This window comes from Micromonospora rhizosphaerae (genome assembly GCF_900091465.1).
In the GTDB taxonomy this organism is placed as follows: Bacteria; Actinomycetota; Actinomycetes; order Mycobacteriales; family Micromonosporaceae; genus Micromonospora; species Micromonospora rhizosphaerae.
This window is the reverse complement of the sequence record NZ_FMHV01000002.1, coordinates 3,021,590-3,036,965: the sequence shown is the minus strand read 5'-3', so window position 1 is coordinate 3,036,965 and position 15,376 is coordinate 3,021,590. Positions and strand designations below refer to the sequence as shown.

Sequence of the window (15,376 nt, the reverse complement as noted above, 5' to 3'; positions counted from 1 at the left end):
GGGAGACCAGGTGAGAGGGGTGTTGTTGTCGTGATCGAGCAGCCGGCGTACACCGGGTTCGGTTTTTCCGACGAGGAGTGGGGGCTGCTGGTCGGCCTGCCGCAGTCGGTCCTGGCCGCGGCGAGCGCGGCGGAGTCCGACGGCACCCGGCGCACCATGGCCGAGAACGCCGCCGGGCTTGAGACCATCGCCGCCGGGCGCGAGTCGGCGAGCCCGCTGGTCGCCGCGGTCGCCGGCGAGGTCGTCTCCCGGGTCGGCGACCCGGAGGCCGGCGAGGAACTGCCGGTCATCGAGGCCGCCGATCCGCAGGCGATGATCGACGACGTGCTGGGCCGGGCCAGGCAGGCGGCGACCCTGCTGGCCGCCAAGCTGGACGAGGGTGCGGCCGGGGCGTACAAGCACTGGCTGGTGGAGATCGCCGAGCAGGTGGTGAGCGCGGCCTCCACCGGGGGCCTCCTGGGCCTCGGTGGCGACGTGGTCAGCGACTCGGAGCGCCGCTTCCGGGACCGGCTCGCGCACGTGCTCAACGACTGATCCCGCGGCGGAAGCAGCAACAACAGAAGAAGATACCGTCGTCAATGCCGGATGTCCGACGCCCCACGACGGCCGCTGCGCGGCCCCGTTGGGGCGTCGTCAAGAATGGCGGCTGACGAACCACGGGGATCGTGGCAAGGACGCGCAGGTGAAACGACACGTTTTCGACACGGAGCAGGTGCCCGCGCCCGACCGCTTCGGGCTGTGGCTGGACATGCTCGCCGACACGCCCGGGCTGGTGCGGGTACGCACCGAGCACGCCGACGACTTCGTCGCGCGGGCGGAGTTCATCGAGCTGGGCCCGGTGCGGCTGGTCCGCCACCGCTACCCCTCGTTGGACGCCGTCCGGACCCGGAAGCTGATCCAGCGCTCCGACGCGGACTTCTACCTGCTCGCGCTGACCCTCGCCGGCAACTCCAGCGCGGACCAGGAGGGACGGCGCAGCATCATCCGCCCCGGCGACTTCACCTTCTACGACTGCGCCCGGCCGCACGAGGTCAGCCACCACGGTGACGACCACGGGCGCGAGCGGGCCAGCTCCATCGTGGCCTTCATCCCGTACGACGCGGTGCCGCTGCCCCACCACCGGCTCAGCGCGCTCTTCGCCGCCCGGATGTCCGGCACCGAGGGGATCGGGGCGCTGCTGGCCGACTACCTCATCCAGCTCGCCGGCCATCCCGAGCAGTACCACGCGGCGGACGCGGAACGGCTGGCCGGCGTCGGGCTCGACCTCGTCTCCATGCTGCTCGGCCGGCACCTGGTCTCCGAGGACGCGGTGCCCACCGAGGTGCGGCGGCGGGCCCTGCTGTCCCAGGTACGCTCCCACATCCATCAGCACCTCGGGGATTCCACGCTGAACCCCCAGTCGATCGCCGACGCGCACCACATCTCGGTCCGGTCGCTGCACCGGCTGTTCGAGGCCGAGGAGACCACGGTCGCGGCGTACATCCGGGACCAGCGACTGGAGCGGTGCCGCCGCGACCTCACCGACCCGGCGCTGCGGGACCGGCCGATCCAGGTGATCGCCGGCCGCTGGGGCTTCCGGGACAAGGCCCACTTCAGCCGGGCCTTCCGCACCGCGCACGAAGAGACCCCTCAGGCGTACCGGGTGCGACACCTCGAACAGGCACGCATCGTCAACACTCCGGCGTCCCTGGTCAACTCGCGGCGGACATACTGATCGCGGGCCGACGGCCGGGAGACCGGCGCGGCCCACTGGTATCGGGGGGCCGTGGCGAGGCGCCCGCGACAGTCGACGTCGCGGGCGGCCGCCCGGTGTCCGACGGTCCCCCGGGGGCCGGTCACGCCTCCTCCAACAGCGCCAGGACGACCCGCTCCGCCGCGGCGCGCGGCATCTCCGGCTCGATCGGCGCCACCACCCCGTCGTGGTAGAGATCGACCACCCGTGGATCCACGTAGGACGTCCGGGCCACGGTCGGGGTATTGCCGAGCAGCTCGGCCACCTCCCGCATCACCGCGGCGACCGCCCTCCTCCGGGCCGTGACGGACTGCTGCGAGCCACGCGTGGCCAGCTCGGCCGCCGCCAGCACCGTCGCGTGCCAGGTGCGGAAGTCCTTCGCGGTCATCTCCCCGCCGCTGGCGTCGCGCAGGTAGTCGTTCACCTCGTCGCTGCGCACGTCTCGCCAGACGCGGCCGTCCCAGTAGCCGAAGAGGCGCTCCTCGGCCCGCCGTCGCCGACGCAGGTTGGTCAGTACCCGGCACAGCTCCGGGTCCTCGATCCGGCGTACCTGGTCGATGCCGCCCTTGGCCGGGAACTCCAGGACCACACATCCCCGCCGCGACCGGGCGTGCTCGGGGCGCAGCGTGGAGACGCCGAAGGTCGGGTCGTCGCCCGACGCGTACTGGTCGTTGCCGACCCGGAACATGCCCATGTCGAGCAGCCGGGCGACCGTGGCCAGCACCCGGTCCCGATTGAGCCCCCGGCCGGCCAGGTCCTGGTCGACCCGGTCGCGCAGCGCCGGTAGCCGGTGGGCCACCTCCAGCACGTGGTCGAACTTGGCCTCGTCCCGCTTCTGGCGCCAGTGCGGGTGGTAGAGGTACTGCTTGCGCCCGGCCGCGTCGATGCCGGTGGCCTGAATGTGCCCGTTCGGGTGCGGGCAGATCCAGACGTCCCGCCAGGCGGGCGGGATGACGAGGTCGCGCAGCCGGGCCAGTTCGCCGGGATCGCGCACCGGCTCGCCCTTCGGGTCGAGGAAGAGCCAGCCCTTGCCGCGCCGGCGGCGTCCGTACCCCGGCCTTCCCGGATCGCTACGCCGCAACCGCACCGGAGACCCGCACCGCCTCTTCCGCCCGGTCCACGGCGGCCAGCACCTCGCCGACCGGGATGGCCGCCAACGTCGGATGGCTTCGTACCCCGCCGGCCCCGCGCCAACCCCGGTCGGCTCCGGCCTCCCCGGTGGCGCCGAGCACCCGGTGCCGGGGCCGCTCCGGGGGCGGGCCCCACCGGGCCGCGGAGACCGGCCCGAACAGCACCACCGAGGCGGTGCCGTACCCGGTGGCCAGATGGGCCACCCCGGTGTCGCCGCTGACCACCACCCGGGCGTCGGCCACCAGGGCGGCCAGCGCGGCCAGGTCGGTCCGGCCGGCGAGGACCGCCTCCGCGGGCAGCCCGGCGTCGGCGGCCACCCGGGCGGCGAGGTCCCGTTCGTCGGCGGTGCCGGTCAACACCACCCGGTGTCCCCGGCCGGTCAGTGCGCGGGCGAGCGCCGCGAAGCGCCGGGCCGGCCAGCGCTTGGCGGCGATCTTGCTGCCCGGGTGCAGCACGGTGGCGCCGGCCGGGACCCGGGCGGCGGGCGGCCGGAGCAGGGCCAGGTCGGCGGGGTCGGCCGGCAGGTCGTACCAGTGCAGCAGCCGGCACCAGCGGCGGACCTCGTGTTCGTCGGAGTCCCACTTCGGCCCGTCGGGGTGCCCGGCCTCGGTGTTGGCGAACGCGAGCAGTCGGTCCGAGCCGGCTGCGGCCAGCATCCGGTGCGACTGCGGGCCGCGGCCGTGCAGGTTGACCGCCGCCTCGGGCGGCGGTCCCGGCCAGGCCGGCCGGCCCAGGCCGTCGGTGGGCAGCACCCGGTCGATCCCGCCGACCAGCTCGGCCAGCGGCGCCAGCCAGCCGGGGGCGGCCAGCACCAGCTCCCGGTCGGGGAACCCGGCCCGCAGCCCGCGCAACGCCGGGACGGCGGTGGCCAGGTCGCCGACCCCGAGCGCGCGCAGGACCAGGATCATGGGTACGACGACTCCCGCTGGGCGCAGACCACCATCTCCCGTACCGCGCAACCCGGCGGCTGGGAGAGCGCGAACATGATCGCGGCGGCGGTGTCGGCCGGCTCGTTGAGCGCCGCGTCCGGACCCGGCTGGTACTGCGGGTCCCGCTCGTCGAAGAACGCGGTGCGCATCCCACCGGGGATCAGCAGGGTGACCCCGACCGACCCGGCGAGTTCCGCCGCGAGGGCCCGGGTGAAGCCGACCACCCCGAACTTCGCCGCGCAGTACGCGGTGGCGTCGCTGACCGCCTTGACCCCGAGGGTGGAGGCGACGGTGACGATGCTTCCCCGGGACGCCTCCAGATACGGCAGCGCGGCCCGGATCACCGCGGCGGTGGCCAGCAGGTCGACGGCGACGATCCGCTCCCAGGTCTCCCGGGGGACGTCGGCCAGCCTGCCCGGCACGTCCACGCCGGCCGCGGTGACCACCGCGTCCAGGCCACCGGAGCGTTCGGCGAGTTCCCGGGTCGCCGCCTCGGCGGCCCGGGTGTCGGCGAGGTCGCACTCGACCCAGGGCACTCCGTCCCCCGGTCGCTGCCGGTCCAGGACGAGGGGCCGGCCGCCGGCGCGGGCCACCGCGGTGACCACCGCGGCGCCCAGCCCGCTCGATCCGCCGGTGATCAGGACGGTCTGGCCGGCGCCGGGTGCACCGCCGCTCATCGTGCTCCCTCCGCCGTCGACCGGATGACCGTCGCGCCGGGCCCGGCCGCGCTCGGGACGCCGCCCTGGCGACCCGACCGGGCCGCGGCGATCATGTCGGTGGTGGAGCGGCCGTCGAGGTACGGCACCAGCACGGTGTGCCCGCCCCAGCGGCCCAGGATCTCCGCCTCCGGCAGCGTCTCGTCGCCGCCGCCGGTGGCGTAGTCACCGCCCTTGACCCAGATGTCCGGGCGGAGCCAGGACAGGGCCGCGTCCGGGGTGGGCTCGTCGAAGATCATCACCGCGTCCACACAGCTCAACGCGGCGAGGAGGCGGCTGCGGTCGCCCTGCGACACGACCGGGCGGTCGGGCCCTTTCAGGCCGGCGACGCTCGCGTCGGAGTTGAGGCAGACGACCAGGCAGTCGCCGAGCTGCCGGGCGGCCTGGAGGGTGGCCACGTGTCCGGCGTGCAGCAGGTCGAAGCACCCGCCGGTGGCCACCACCGTGCCGCCCGCCGCGCGGACCTCGGCGACCACCGCCCCGGCGGCCGCCGCCCCGATCCGGTCCCCGCCGTGGCCGACGACCGTGGGCGGGGCGGCCCGGACCGGCTGCGGCAGCGCGGTGGCCACTCCCCCGGCCGCCACGTACGCGGACGCCTCGGCGACCGCCTCCTGCACCGCCTCGGAGACCAGGGCGCCCCGGGCCAGGGCGAGGCTCGCCGCAGTTGCGAACCGGTCCCCCGCCCCGCAGGTGTCCCCCTCGGCGCTGGCCGGGGCCGGCACCACCAGCGGGGTGGAGCCGGCGTGGCAGAGCAGCGCCCCCTCACCGCCGAGGGTCACCGCCACCGCGCCCGCCCGCCACCGCTGGCGCAGCGTCTGCGCGCCCCGCGACGCGGTGACCAGCCGGGACGCCCCCGGGGGCAGCTTCGCCAGCTCGCGCGCCTCGGACTCGTTCGGCGTGAGCAGGTGCACCCCGGGCACCGCGGCCGGGCCGCGCGGGTGCGGATCCCAGACGACCGGCGCCCGGGTGGCGGCGAGCGCGGCCCGCAACGCCGGCTGCCGGGCGACGCCCCGGCCGTAGTCGCTGACCAGCACGGCGGACGCGCGGGCAATCAGGCGCAGGACGGCCTCGCCCGGGTTGCCGGGCTCACCGGGCGACCCGCCCCGGTCATGCCGCAGCAGCACCCGGCCGCGCGCCCGCAGCCGGATCTTCTCCGGAGTTGCGCCGACCAGCGGCAGCGCATACAGCTGCACGCCCGCGGCGGCGAGCAGCGAGCTGAGCCGGGCGCCGCCGGCGTCGTCGGCGAGGCCGGTGACCAGCGCCACCTCACCGCCCTGGGCGGCGGCGAAGACCGCCGCCAGCCCCGCCCCGCCCGGCCGGTCGACGTACGTGGTCTCGTCGAGCACCGGGACCGGGGAGTCCGGACAGAGCCGGTTCACCACCCCCTCGACGTCCCGGTCCAGCAGGGTGTCGCCGATCACCACCACGGGTCCCGTCACGCTCGACCTCCTCATCGGGCCTGGACCTCCCGACCGGTGGCGTCGCCGAGCACCACCTCGACGCCGGTGCGCACCGGCCCGGACCGGGTCTCTCCGGTCGGCACCGGCTGCCGGGCGACGAGCGCCGCCGGCAGCATCCGCTCGACGTACTCGCAGAGCACGTGGACGGCGACCAGGTGGAGTTCCTGCACCACCTGCCGGTCCGGCGAGTCGATGGCGAGGGTCTCCTGGCAGGCCTCGGCGAGCGGGTTGGGGGCCGGTCCGGTGAAGGCCCAGCAGCGCAGGCCGGTGTCGCGGCCGGCGTGGGCGGCGGTGAGGAGGTTGGTGCTGGTGCCGCTGGTGGACATGAGCAGGAGGATGTCGTCGGCTCGGCCGTGGGCGCGAACCTGGCGGGCGAAGACCTCGTGGTAGCCGTAGTCGTTGCCGATGGCGGTCAGGGCGGAGGTTTCGGCGTGCAGGGCGATGGCGGACAGCGGTTCGCGGTCGTCGCGGAGTTTGCCGACGAGTTCGGCGGTGAGGTGCTGTGCCTCGGCGGCGCTGCCGCCGTTGCCGGCCACCAGCAGCCGGCCGCCGGTGGCCAGCCGATGCGCCAGTTCCGCGCCCCAGCGGGCCAGCAGCTGTTCGGACCGGCGGAAGGGCAGCAGCGCGGCGGCCAGGCTGGTCAGGTGGGCGTCCAGCACCGTCCCGGCGGCGCCGCCGGTCCCGCCGGCCGCCGTCATCAGGCGACCACCGGCCGTCGCACGGCCGCCACCGCGCCGTACACCTCCGCCAGCCGCTCCGCGGTGGTCGACCAGGAGTAGCACCGGCGGGCCCGTTGCTGGGCCGCCGTGGCGTACGCCAGGCGCCGGATCCGGTCGGTGAGCAGCCGGTTGATCGCGGCAGCCAGCGCCTGCGCGTCCCGGGGCGGCACCAGGTCGCCGGTCCGCCCGTCGACCACGGTGTCGATCAGCCCGCCGACCGCGCTGCCGATCACCGGCACGCCGCAGGCCATCGCCTCCAGCGGGGTGAGCCCGAACGGCTCGTACCAGGGGGCGGCGACCAGGACGTCGGCGGAGCGGTACCAGCGGCCCATCTCCTCGCGCGGCACCGCGCCGATCAGCTTGACCCGGTCGGCCACCCCGCACGACTCGGCGAGGGACCGCAGCCGCAGCGCGTACGGGTCGGTCTCCAGCAGTCCGGCCGGCGGACCGCCGACCACGACGCACTCGGCCCCGGGGACCAGGGCCGTCGCGCGGATGACGTCCTGGAAGCCCTTGCGTTCCACCAACCGGCCGACGGTGAGGATGCGGGGCCGGTCGCCGTCCCGCTCGGCGGCGGGACCGAGCGGCGCGAAGGTGGTGAGGTTGACCCCGGACGGGACCACCGTCATCCGGGCCCGGGGCACGCCCATCCGCACCAACTCGCCGACCTCGTCCTGGCACTGGGCGATCACCCGGTCGACCGACCGGCCGAGCTCCCGCTCGTAGCGGACCCGGCCGCGCGGGCTGGTGTCCTGCACGCCCTGGTGACGTCGCTTCACCGTGCCGAGCGCGTGGTACGTCTGCACCACCGGCACCCCGGTACGCCGGCCGGCGGCCAGCGCGGCGAGGCCGCTCATCCAGAAGTGCGCGTGGATCACCTCGGGCTGCCAGTCGCCGGTCTGCCACTGCGCCACCAGCCACCGGCCGAACTCCTTCATGTGCGGCAGGAGCGCGTCCTTGGCGACCGGCTCGGCCGGGCCGGCGGGCACGTGCACCACGTCGTAGCCGTCCGGCGCGCGTACCGTCACGGGCAGGTCCACGGCGTGGCGGCGGGTGTAGACACGGACGTCGTGGCCGGCGGCCGCGAGCGCGGCGGAAAGCTCCGCGACGTGCGTGTTCTGGCCGCCGGCGTCCTCGCCGCCGAGGACGGCGAGCGGGCTGGCGTGCTCCGAGATCATCGCGATGCGCATGTTTCCTCCTCCATCAGCCGGTCCCAGTCGGCGAGGAAGCGGTCCAGGCCGTAGCGGTTCGCGGCGGCCACCCGGGCCTTGGCGCCCGCCCGGCGGGCGGCAGCCGGGTCTTCGAGGAACCCCCGGGTCGCCTCCAGCAGGACGTCGACGCGGGTGGAGAGGGCGCCGGCGGACGCCGGCACCGCCTCCAGGGCCTCGGTGGTGGCGAGCGCGACGACCGGCATCCCCATGGTCATGGCCTCGATCAGGCTCAGCCCGAGCGAGGTCCACCGGCACAGGTGCAGGTACGCCCGCCGGCGGGCCAGCTCGGCGTGCATCTCGCGCTGCGGAATGTCGTCGTGGCTGGCCATCCGGTCCGCCGGCAGCCCGAGCCGGCCGGCCAGCCCGGCGACCCCCATGCCGAAGACGTCCAGCGGGGCGATCTCGGCGAACCGGGGCAGCAGGTCGGTGCCGGTGACCCGCCACCGGCGCACCGGTTCGTTGATCACCACCGCGAGCCGGTCCAGCTCGCCGCTCCACTCGACCTCCGGTGGGACGACGCCGTGCTCGATGACCTCGGTCCGGGTGCCGCCGTTGTCCCAGAACAGCTCGTTGAAGTGCGTGACGTGGGCGATCAGCAGGTCGTCGCGGTCGGCCATCGGGTGCCGGGTGTTCGGCACGTCCCCCTTGGGGGTGTTGTGCTCGACGTAGATCGCCGGCACGTCCCGTCCCACCCGGCGGCCCAGCCACTCGCAGGCCAGGTCGAACTCCTCGGGACGCTGGAGCAGGACCACGTCCACCTCGGTCTGGCGCAACTGCTGCGGGGTCACCTCGACGGCGCTCTCCGGCCACGGATAGGTCCGCGCCCGACCGAGCCCGTACGGGCCGCGGTCCGGCGTGACCGGCACCAGGTACCGGTGCTTCCCGTGCACGAACGACGTGGTCCACGACCCGTGCACGTGCCACAGGAGAATGTTCATCGCCCGCCCCCGCCGGTGCTGGTGACCGCGGGCGCGCGTGGCGGGACGGCGACCACCGTCCCGGCGCCCACCGGGCTGTCGGCGGGTACGCCGAGCAGCCGCAGCGCCTCCAGGACCCGTCCCGGCTCCACCGCGGAAAGGCAGGGGTGGCCCGGCACCGGGCAGCGGGTCGCCCGGCTGTCCCGGCAGGCCGCGCCGGCGTCGCCGAGCCGGACCGTCGGCACCCGGTACGGCCCCCACTGCCCGAACGGGACGGTCGGGGCGAAGAGGCTGATCACCGGCACCGCCAGCGCGGCGGCCAGGTGCGCCGGTCCGGTGTTGCCGACCACCAGCGCGCCGGCCCGCGCGATGATCGCCGCCAGCTCGCCGAGTCCGGTGCGACCGCCCAGGTCCAGCCCGCCGGCCCCGGCCACCCGGGCGGTCAGCTCCTGCTCGTCCGGCCCGCCGGTGACCACCACCCGGTACCCGGCGGCGCTGAGCACCCGGACGATCCGGGTGGCCAGCTCGGGCGGGCAGGCCCGGGTCTCGACCGACGAGCCCGGGTGCAGCACGACGTAGCCGGGCTCACCGAGCCCGGCCGGGGGCGGTGGCAGCGCGTCCGCGCGCAGCCGTAGCCCCGGTTCGTCGCCGGCCGGCAGCGGGAAGCCGGCGGCGGCGGCCAGCGACAGCGCCCGTTCCGGTTCCGGTACGCCGGCCGGGACGCGGTGCCGGACGTCGAGCAGGGAACCCGGGTAGTCGTCGCTGATCGCGCTGATCCTGTGCACGCCGGCCATCCGCAGCAGCAGCGCCAGGGGCAGCGGCGACTGGTGGAACGAGGTGAAGATGACCGCCTCGTCGGCGCCGACCTCGGCGAGGCGGTCGGTGAGCCGGCGCATGTCGTGCGGGTCCACCGGGGCGGGTGTGCCGTCGATCCAGGGCAGCGGCCACTCGACGACCTCGTCGACGCCGGGCAGCAGGTCGGCGGCGGCCCGCCCACGCGGGCCGCAGAGCAGCACCACCCGTTGCGCGCCGGCCGCCACCGCCCGGATGCCGGGGCCGGTGACCAGCACGTCCCCGGCCGCGTCGCTGCGTACCACCAGCACCCGCCCGTGCCGGACGGCCGGCGGGGCACCGCAGACCAGGCCGATCCGCCGCAGGATCTCCGTCACCGCGCCGGGCAGGTCATTGACCACCGTGGGCGCGAGCGACACCTCGGCCGAACGGGTCGCCGGCGTGGGCACCAGGATGCCGGCGGCGCCGGCCGCGCCGGCCGCGGTCATGTCGGCGCCGATGTCACCGACCAGCACGCAACGGCTCGGGGTCGTGCCGAGCGCGTGGGCCGCGACGTGCACCAGTCCCGGGGCCGGCTTGCGGCAGACGCAGCCGTCCCGCTCGCCGTGCGGGCAGATCTGCCAGGTGTCGAACGGCCCGAGCAGCTCCTCCACCCGCGCGTTCACCCGGCGCAGCTCCTCGGCGGTGAACAGTCCCCGGGCCAGCCCCGACTGGTTGGTCACCACCCCGAGCCGCAACCCGGCCGCGCGCAACCGGTCGAGGGCCTCCCGGGCGCCCGGCACCGGTCGGACCTTCTCCGGGTCCCCGTTGTAGGGCACGTCCTCGACCAGGGTGCCGTCCCGGTCCAGCAGCACCGCGTCGAACAGCCCGGGGCGGAACCGGTCGAAACCCGGGTCTACCCGGGCTGACCTGGACTGATCCCGCTCGCGGTCCCGTCGCACGGCGGGCGGGTTCCCGACCCCCCGAGGAGTAAACATCATCTTCGGCGGGGCCGCCTCCATCGCCGCTCGGCGCACCGCCGCCCTCAGCCTGTCCGGCCGGCCCATCACCGCCTTCTCGCCGACCCGGTGCGGCGTTACCCGTCGCCCCGGAGAAGCTAACCCGGCGGAGCCGTTAGCCCCGGACCGGGCGAGGGTATGGGGTCGCGGTGGCGATTGTGGAGAAAGTGATCGACGCACCCCCGCAGCAGGTCTTCGACGTGCTGGCCGACGGGTGGACGTACAGCGACTGGGTGGTCGGCACGGCGCACGTCCGGGGCGTGGACGACAGCTGGCCCCGCCCGGGCAGCCAACTGCACCACCGCGCCGGGCCGTGGCCGTTCTCGTTGCAGGACTCCTCCACCGTGCTGGCCTGCGAGCCGCCGCGCAAGCTCGTCCTCCGGGCGGGGCTGTGGCCGGCTGGCGAGGCGACGGTGGTCTTCACCCTGAAACCGGCGGGCGAGGGCGCCACCCGGGTGAGCATCGGGGAGGACTTCGCCGCCGGGCCGCTGCGCTGGGTCCGCAACAAGCTCAACGACCTGGTGCTGCACCTGCGCAACAAGGAGACCTTGAACCGGCTCTCCGACATCGCCAGCCGGAAGAAGGCGGCCCACTGACGCAACGGGTGGTGATCACCGGGCCCTGGGTGAGCGCGCACAAGCCGACGGTGTCCGTCCTGGCCCTCGGCGGACTGGCGACGGCCGCCACCGGACTGGCCCGCCGGCTACGCTGACCGCCCGCGCCGACGACGCGCGGGGCGCCCGTTCGGGCGTCCTTCGCAACGGGGCGATGGCCACTGGCTACCCTCTCAGTGAACCTGTCGGCGAACCGAGGATGTCCGTGATGATCGAACCCGTGCAGTTGCCCTCGCCCTGGCGGGACGCACGCCTGACCGTCGTCGTTCCCACCTACAACGAGGCGGGCAACCTCCCGGTGCTGGTCGAGCGGCTCCTCGCCCTCCCGCTGCCGGGGCTGAAGGTGCTCGTCGCCGACGACAACTCCCCCGACGGGACCGGCGAGGTGGCCGACAAGCTGGCCATCGAGCACCCGGACCGGGTCCAGGTCGTGCACCGCGCCGGCAAGGAGGGGCTCGGCCGGGCGTACGTGGACGGGATCGGGCGGGCGCTCGACGGCGGCGCCGACTACGTGGCGCAGATGGATGCCGACCTGTCGCACCCGCCGGAGGCGCTGCCCGGCATGCTGGGCGCGCTGCTCTCCACCCGGGCCGGCGTGGTCATCGGCTCCCGGTACGTGCCGGGCGGTCAGCTCGACGAGGCGTGGCCGCTCTACCGGCGGGCGCTCAGCGGCTGGGCCAACCTCTACGTGCACACCCTGCTGCAGGTGCGGATCCGCGACCTCACCGCCGGCTTCAAGATCTGGCGTGCCGACGCCCTGCGCGACATCGGGCTGGACCGGGTGCAGTCCAACGGCTACAGCTTCCAGGTGGAGATGCACTACCTCGCCACCAAGCTCGGGCACACCATCCTCGAGGTGCCGATCCGGTTCGAGGAGCGGCGGGAGGGCACGTCGAAGATGACCACCGCCACCAAGATCGAGAGCGCGCTGATGCCGTTCAAGCTGCGCGCCCGGCACCGCAACATCCAGCGCTGAGGCCCCGACCGAGGGCGGGCGGCGCGGGCGCGTTCAGCGGTACACCACCCGGTGCGCGGCGCCGATCACACCGGCGTAGAGATCGCCGGTGACCGCGCGGTCCCGGGCCAGGGCGGCCCGGGCGGCGTTCGCCCCGGGGGCGCCGTGCACGCCGCCCCCGGGGTGGGCCGACGAGCTCGCCAGGAAGAGCCGGTCCACCGGGGTGTCCGCGCGGCCCAGGCCGGGGATCGGGCGCAGGAAGAGCTGCTGGTACGCGGCCCCGGTGCCGCCGCCGATCGCGCCGCCGACCAGGCTCGGGTCGCCCTTCTCGAGCTCGGCCGGGCCGGCCACGTGCCGGCCCAGGATCAGGTTGCGGAAGCCGGGCGCGGCGTCCTCCAGCACCTCCTCCATCCGCTCGACGTGCGCCGCCACCTCCTCGGCCCGCCATTCCCGGCGGAACGGCAGATGGGTGTACGACCAGAGCGACTCGGTGCCCGCCGGGGAGTGGTTCGGGTCCGCCACCGACATCTGTCCGACCAGCAGGAACGGGTCGCGCGGCAGCTCGCCCCGGGCGAGCGCGGCGGAGTAGCTGGTCAGCCCGTTCAGGTCGGCGCCGAGGTGCACCGTGCCGGCGCCCGCCACGGCCCGGTTCTTCCACGGCACCGGCGCGGACAGGGCCCAGTCCACCTTGAGCGTGGACCCGTCCCACTTGAAGTGGGCAAGGTCCTCCACCAGCCGGGGCGGCAGCAGCGCCGCGCCGACCAGGTCCAGATAGAGGGCCGGCGCCGGCACGTCGGCCAGCACCGCGCGCCGGGCCCGCCAGGTGGCGCCGCCGACGGTGCGGACTCCCGTGGCCCGACCCCGCGCGACAAGCACCCGGTCGACCCGGGCGCCGTAGTCGATCCGGCCGCCGCGCTCCTTCAGCCGGGCCACCAGCGCGTCGGTGATCTTCTGCGCGCCGCCGACCGGGACCGGCCAGCCGACCTGCTGGCCGAGCATGGCGAGCAGCCAGCCGTACACCCCGGAGCCGGCTTCCTCGGGGGAGAGATCGGTGTGCAGCGCGCAGCCGGCGAGCAGGGCCGGCCCGCCCTCGCCGTCGAAGAGCTCCTCGCCCAGCTTCCGGACCGGCACCACCAGCCGGCGGGCCAGCCGGAGCGCGCCGGAGACGCGCAGCCGGCGCAGCAGGGTCAACCCGCCGCGCACCGGCGGGAAGGGCGTGGTGATGGTGGCGAGCATCGGCTCGGCCACCGCCAGCCAGCCGGCGTACGCGTTGCGCCAGCGCTGCCCGTCGCCGGGCGCGAACGTCTCCAGCGAGGCGGCGGTGGCGTCCAGGTCCCGGTTGATCACCGCGGCGCGCCCGTCGGGCAGCAGGTGGGCCAGGACGTCCGGGGCGTGGGTCCAGTTGAGGCCGTACCGGTCCAGGTCCAGCCGGCGCAGCACCGGCGAGGCGTACCCGAGGGGGTAGAAGGAGCTGTAAAGGTCGCTGAGGTAGCCGGGGACGGTCACAACGGCGGAGCGGACCGCGCCGCCCGGCACCTCGGTCGCCTCCAGTACCAGGACGTCCCAGCCCGCGTCGGCCAGCAGGTTGGCGGCCACCAGACCGTTGTGGCCGGCGCCGATGACGACGGCGTCCGCACTCTCCGCGCCGGTCGAAATCATCCGACCCGCCTACCCGGCCGGTTACCGGGCGAAACGCGTTTGCCTTGGCGGGGCCGGGGCATCCACTGCCGCATGTACACGGTTGCGCAGCTCATAGGTGGAGTGTGGGGCGCGGGCGGCGAGGGGGGCGAGCTGGTCGTACACGATCCGGCCGACGGCACCCCGGTCACCACCGTGCCGGTGGCGACAGCGGACGAGGTGGGCAAGGCGGTCGAGGCCGCCGGGGGCGTGGCGACGGAGTGGGCGGCGACCGCGCCCGCGGAGCGGGCGGCGGCGCTGCACCGCGCCGCGGACGCGGTCCAGGCCGTCGCCGAGGAGCTGGCGCAGGCGACGACGGCGGAGATGGGCAAGCCGCTGGGCGACGCGCGCGGCGGGGTGGCGGCCGGCGTCGGCACGCTGCGCCAGTACGCGGAGCTGGGCCCGCTCCGGGGCGGGCGGACGCTGCACGGCGGCCATGCGGCGATGGACTTCATGGCCCCCGAGCCGCGCGGCCTGGTCGCGGCGATCACCCCGTGGAACGACCCGGTGGCGGTCTCCTGCGGGCTGCTCGGCGCGGCCCTGGTCACCGGCAACGTGGTGCTCTACAAGCCGAGCGAGCGGACGCCGGGCACCGGCTGGCTGCTGGCGAAGGCCCTGGACTCCGCGCTGCCGGCCGGGGTGCTGTCGCTGCTCACCGGCGGCCCGGAGGTGGGCGCGGCGCTGGCCGGCCAGGAGGTGGACGTGGTGGCGCACGTCGGTTCCACGGCCACCGGCCGGACGATCGCCGCCGCCGGCGCACGGACCGGCGCCAAGGTGCTGCTGGAGAACGGCGGCAGTGACCCGCTGGTCGTGGACGCCAACGTCGACCCGGTGTGGGCGGCCGACCAGGCGGCGCTGGGGTGCTTCGCCAACGCCGGGCAGATCTGCGTGGCGGTGGAACGGATCTACGTGCACCGGGACGTGGCCGAGGACTTCGTCGACGCGCTGGTCGACCGGGCCGAGGCGCTGAGGACGGGGCCCGGCCGGGACCCGGAGACGCAGCTCGGGCCGCTGGTGGACCGGCGGCACCGGGACCACGTGCACGGGCAGGTCACCGCCGCGGTGGCCGAGGGAGCGCGGATCCGCACCGGCGGGAGGCTGCCGGACGGCCCGGGGGCGTTCTACCCGGCCACCGTGGTCACCGACTGCCGGCACGAGATGGCGCTGGTCCGCGAGGAGACCTTCGGCCCGGTCGCCCCGGTGATCGTGGTCGACTCGTTCAGCGAGGGGCTGCGCTGCGCCGCCGACTCCCCGTACGGGCTGGCGGCCACGGTGCTCACCGGGTCGATGAGCCACGCGCACCGGGCCTGGCGGGAACTGCCGGTGGGCACCGTCAAGATCAACGCGGTCTTCGGGGGCGCGCCGGGCGGTGCCGCGCAGCCGCGCCGCGGCAGCGGTCAGGGCTTCGGGTACGGCCCGGAACTGCTCGACGAGTTCAGCACGGTGAAGACGGTGCACATCGAGGCCCCCGGCGGCGGCCACTGGTGACCACCACCCCCTGGGCGACTCCCGCCCGGATTTCACC

At 75.4% G+C, this 15,376-nt stretch carries 14 protein-coding genes; 5 read left to right on the top strand and 9 right to left on the bottom strand.

What is annotated here, in order from left to right:
• Positions 1 to 30: 30 nt before the first annotated feature.
• Both GA0070624_RS14590 and GA0070624_RS14585 read left to right on the top strand, forming a co-directional pair.
• Entirely contained in the window at positions 31 to 534 is a 504-nt protein-coding gene (locus GA0070624_RS14590; protein ID WP_091341386.1) for a hypothetical protein, read from the top strand.
• Between the two features lie 148 nt (positions 535 to 682).
• Entirely contained in the window at positions 683 to 1,714 is a 1,032-nt protein-coding gene (locus tag GA0070624_RS14585) for a helix-turn-helix domain-containing protein (RefSeq protein WP_245718790.1), read from the top strand.
• Positions 1,715 to 1,835: 121 nt separating this feature from the next.
• Here the strand turns inward: GA0070624_RS14585 and GA0070624_RS14580 are convergent, their stop codons facing one another.
• Genes GA0070624_RS14580 through GA0070624_RS14545 form a run of 8 tightly spaced genes read right to left on the bottom strand, consistent with a single transcriptional unit; the run spans position 1,836 to position 10,461 of the window.
• A complete protein-coding gene (locus GA0070624_RS14580; RefSeq protein ID WP_091341383.1) occupies positions 1,836 to 2,819 on the bottom strand; it encodes a DNA topoisomerase IB in 984 nt (327 codons plus the stop codon).
• On the bottom strand, positions 2,803 to 3,771 hold the full coding sequence (locus GA0070624_RS14575; protein WP_091341380.1) for a glycosyltransferase family 9 protein: 969 nt from the start codon (positions 3,769 to 3,771) through the stop codon (positions 2,803 to 2,805). Before GA0070624_RS14575 ends, GA0070624_RS14580 begins: the two co-directional genes overlap by 17 nt.
• Positions 3,768 to 4,469, bottom strand: coding sequence for an SDR family oxidoreductase (locus tag GA0070624_RS14570; RefSeq protein WP_091341377.1), 702 nt, complete (start codon positions 4,467 to 4,469; stop codon positions 3,768 to 3,770). The genes GA0070624_RS14575 and GA0070624_RS14570 overlap by 4 nt, the downstream gene beginning before the upstream one ends.
• Positions 4,466 to 5,947, bottom strand: a complete 1,482-nt coding sequence (locus GA0070624_RS14565) for a PfkB family carbohydrate kinase (RefSeq protein ID WP_091341375.1) — start codon at positions 5,945 to 5,947, stop codon at positions 4,466 to 4,468. The genes GA0070624_RS14570 and GA0070624_RS14565 overlap by 4 nt, the downstream gene beginning before the upstream one ends.
• A gap of 11 nt (positions 5,948 to 5,958) precedes the next feature.
• Positions 5,959 to 6,666 (bottom strand): D-sedoheptulose-7-phosphate isomerase, encoded by a 708-nt coding sequence (locus GA0070624_RS14560; RefSeq protein WP_091341372.1) that lies wholly within the window; start codon positions 6,664 to 6,666, stop codon positions 5,959 to 5,961.
• Positions 6,666 to 7,877: a glycosyltransferase gene (locus GA0070624_RS14555; protein ID WP_091341370.1), complete on the bottom strand. Its 1,212-nt coding sequence runs from the start codon at positions 7,875 to 7,877 to the stop codon at positions 6,666 to 6,668. Before GA0070624_RS14555 ends, GA0070624_RS14560 begins: the two co-directional genes overlap by 1 nt.
• A complete protein-coding gene (locus GA0070624_RS14550) occupies positions 7,862 to 8,836 on the bottom strand; it encodes a glycosyltransferase (RefSeq protein WP_091341368.1) in 975 nt (324 codons plus the stop codon). Before GA0070624_RS14550 ends, GA0070624_RS14555 begins: the two co-directional genes overlap by 16 nt.
• Entirely contained in the window at positions 8,833 to 10,461 is a 1,629-nt protein-coding gene (locus tag GA0070624_RS14545) for an HAD-IIIA family hydrolase (RefSeq protein ID WP_245719156.1), read from the bottom strand. The genes GA0070624_RS14550 and GA0070624_RS14545 overlap by 4 nt, the downstream gene beginning before the upstream one ends.
• Positions 10,462 to 10,754: 293 nt before the next feature.
• Here GA0070624_RS14545 and GA0070624_RS14540 point away from each other — a divergent pair, with 293 nt between their 5' ends.
• Entirely contained in the window at positions 10,755 to 11,201 is a 447-nt protein-coding gene (locus GA0070624_RS14540; protein ID WP_091341366.1) for an SRPBCC family protein, read from the top strand.
• 226 nt (positions 11,202 to 11,427) lie between these two features.
• Positions 11,428 to 12,195 (top strand): polyprenol monophosphomannose synthase, encoded by a 768-nt coding sequence (locus GA0070624_RS14535; protein ID WP_091341363.1) that lies wholly within the window; start codon positions 11,428 to 11,430, stop codon positions 12,193 to 12,195.
• Positions 12,196 to 12,228: 33 nt separating this feature from the next.
• Here GA0070624_RS14535 and GA0070624_RS14530 read toward each other — a convergent pair whose 3' ends face one another.
• Positions 12,229 to 13,833: a phytoene desaturase family protein gene (locus GA0070624_RS14530; protein ID WP_091341360.1), complete on the bottom strand. Its 1,605-nt coding sequence runs from the start codon at positions 13,831 to 13,833 to the stop codon at positions 12,229 to 12,231.
• 72 nt (positions 13,834 to 13,905) lie between these two features.
• On the opposite strand from GA0070624_RS14530, the gene GA0070624_RS14525 reads away from it, so the two are divergent.
• Entirely contained in the window at positions 13,906 to 15,339 is a 1,434-nt protein-coding gene (locus GA0070624_RS14525) for an aldehyde dehydrogenase family protein (protein WP_091341358.1), read from the top strand.
• The last annotated feature ends 37 nt before the right edge of the window (positions 15,340 to 15,376 follow it).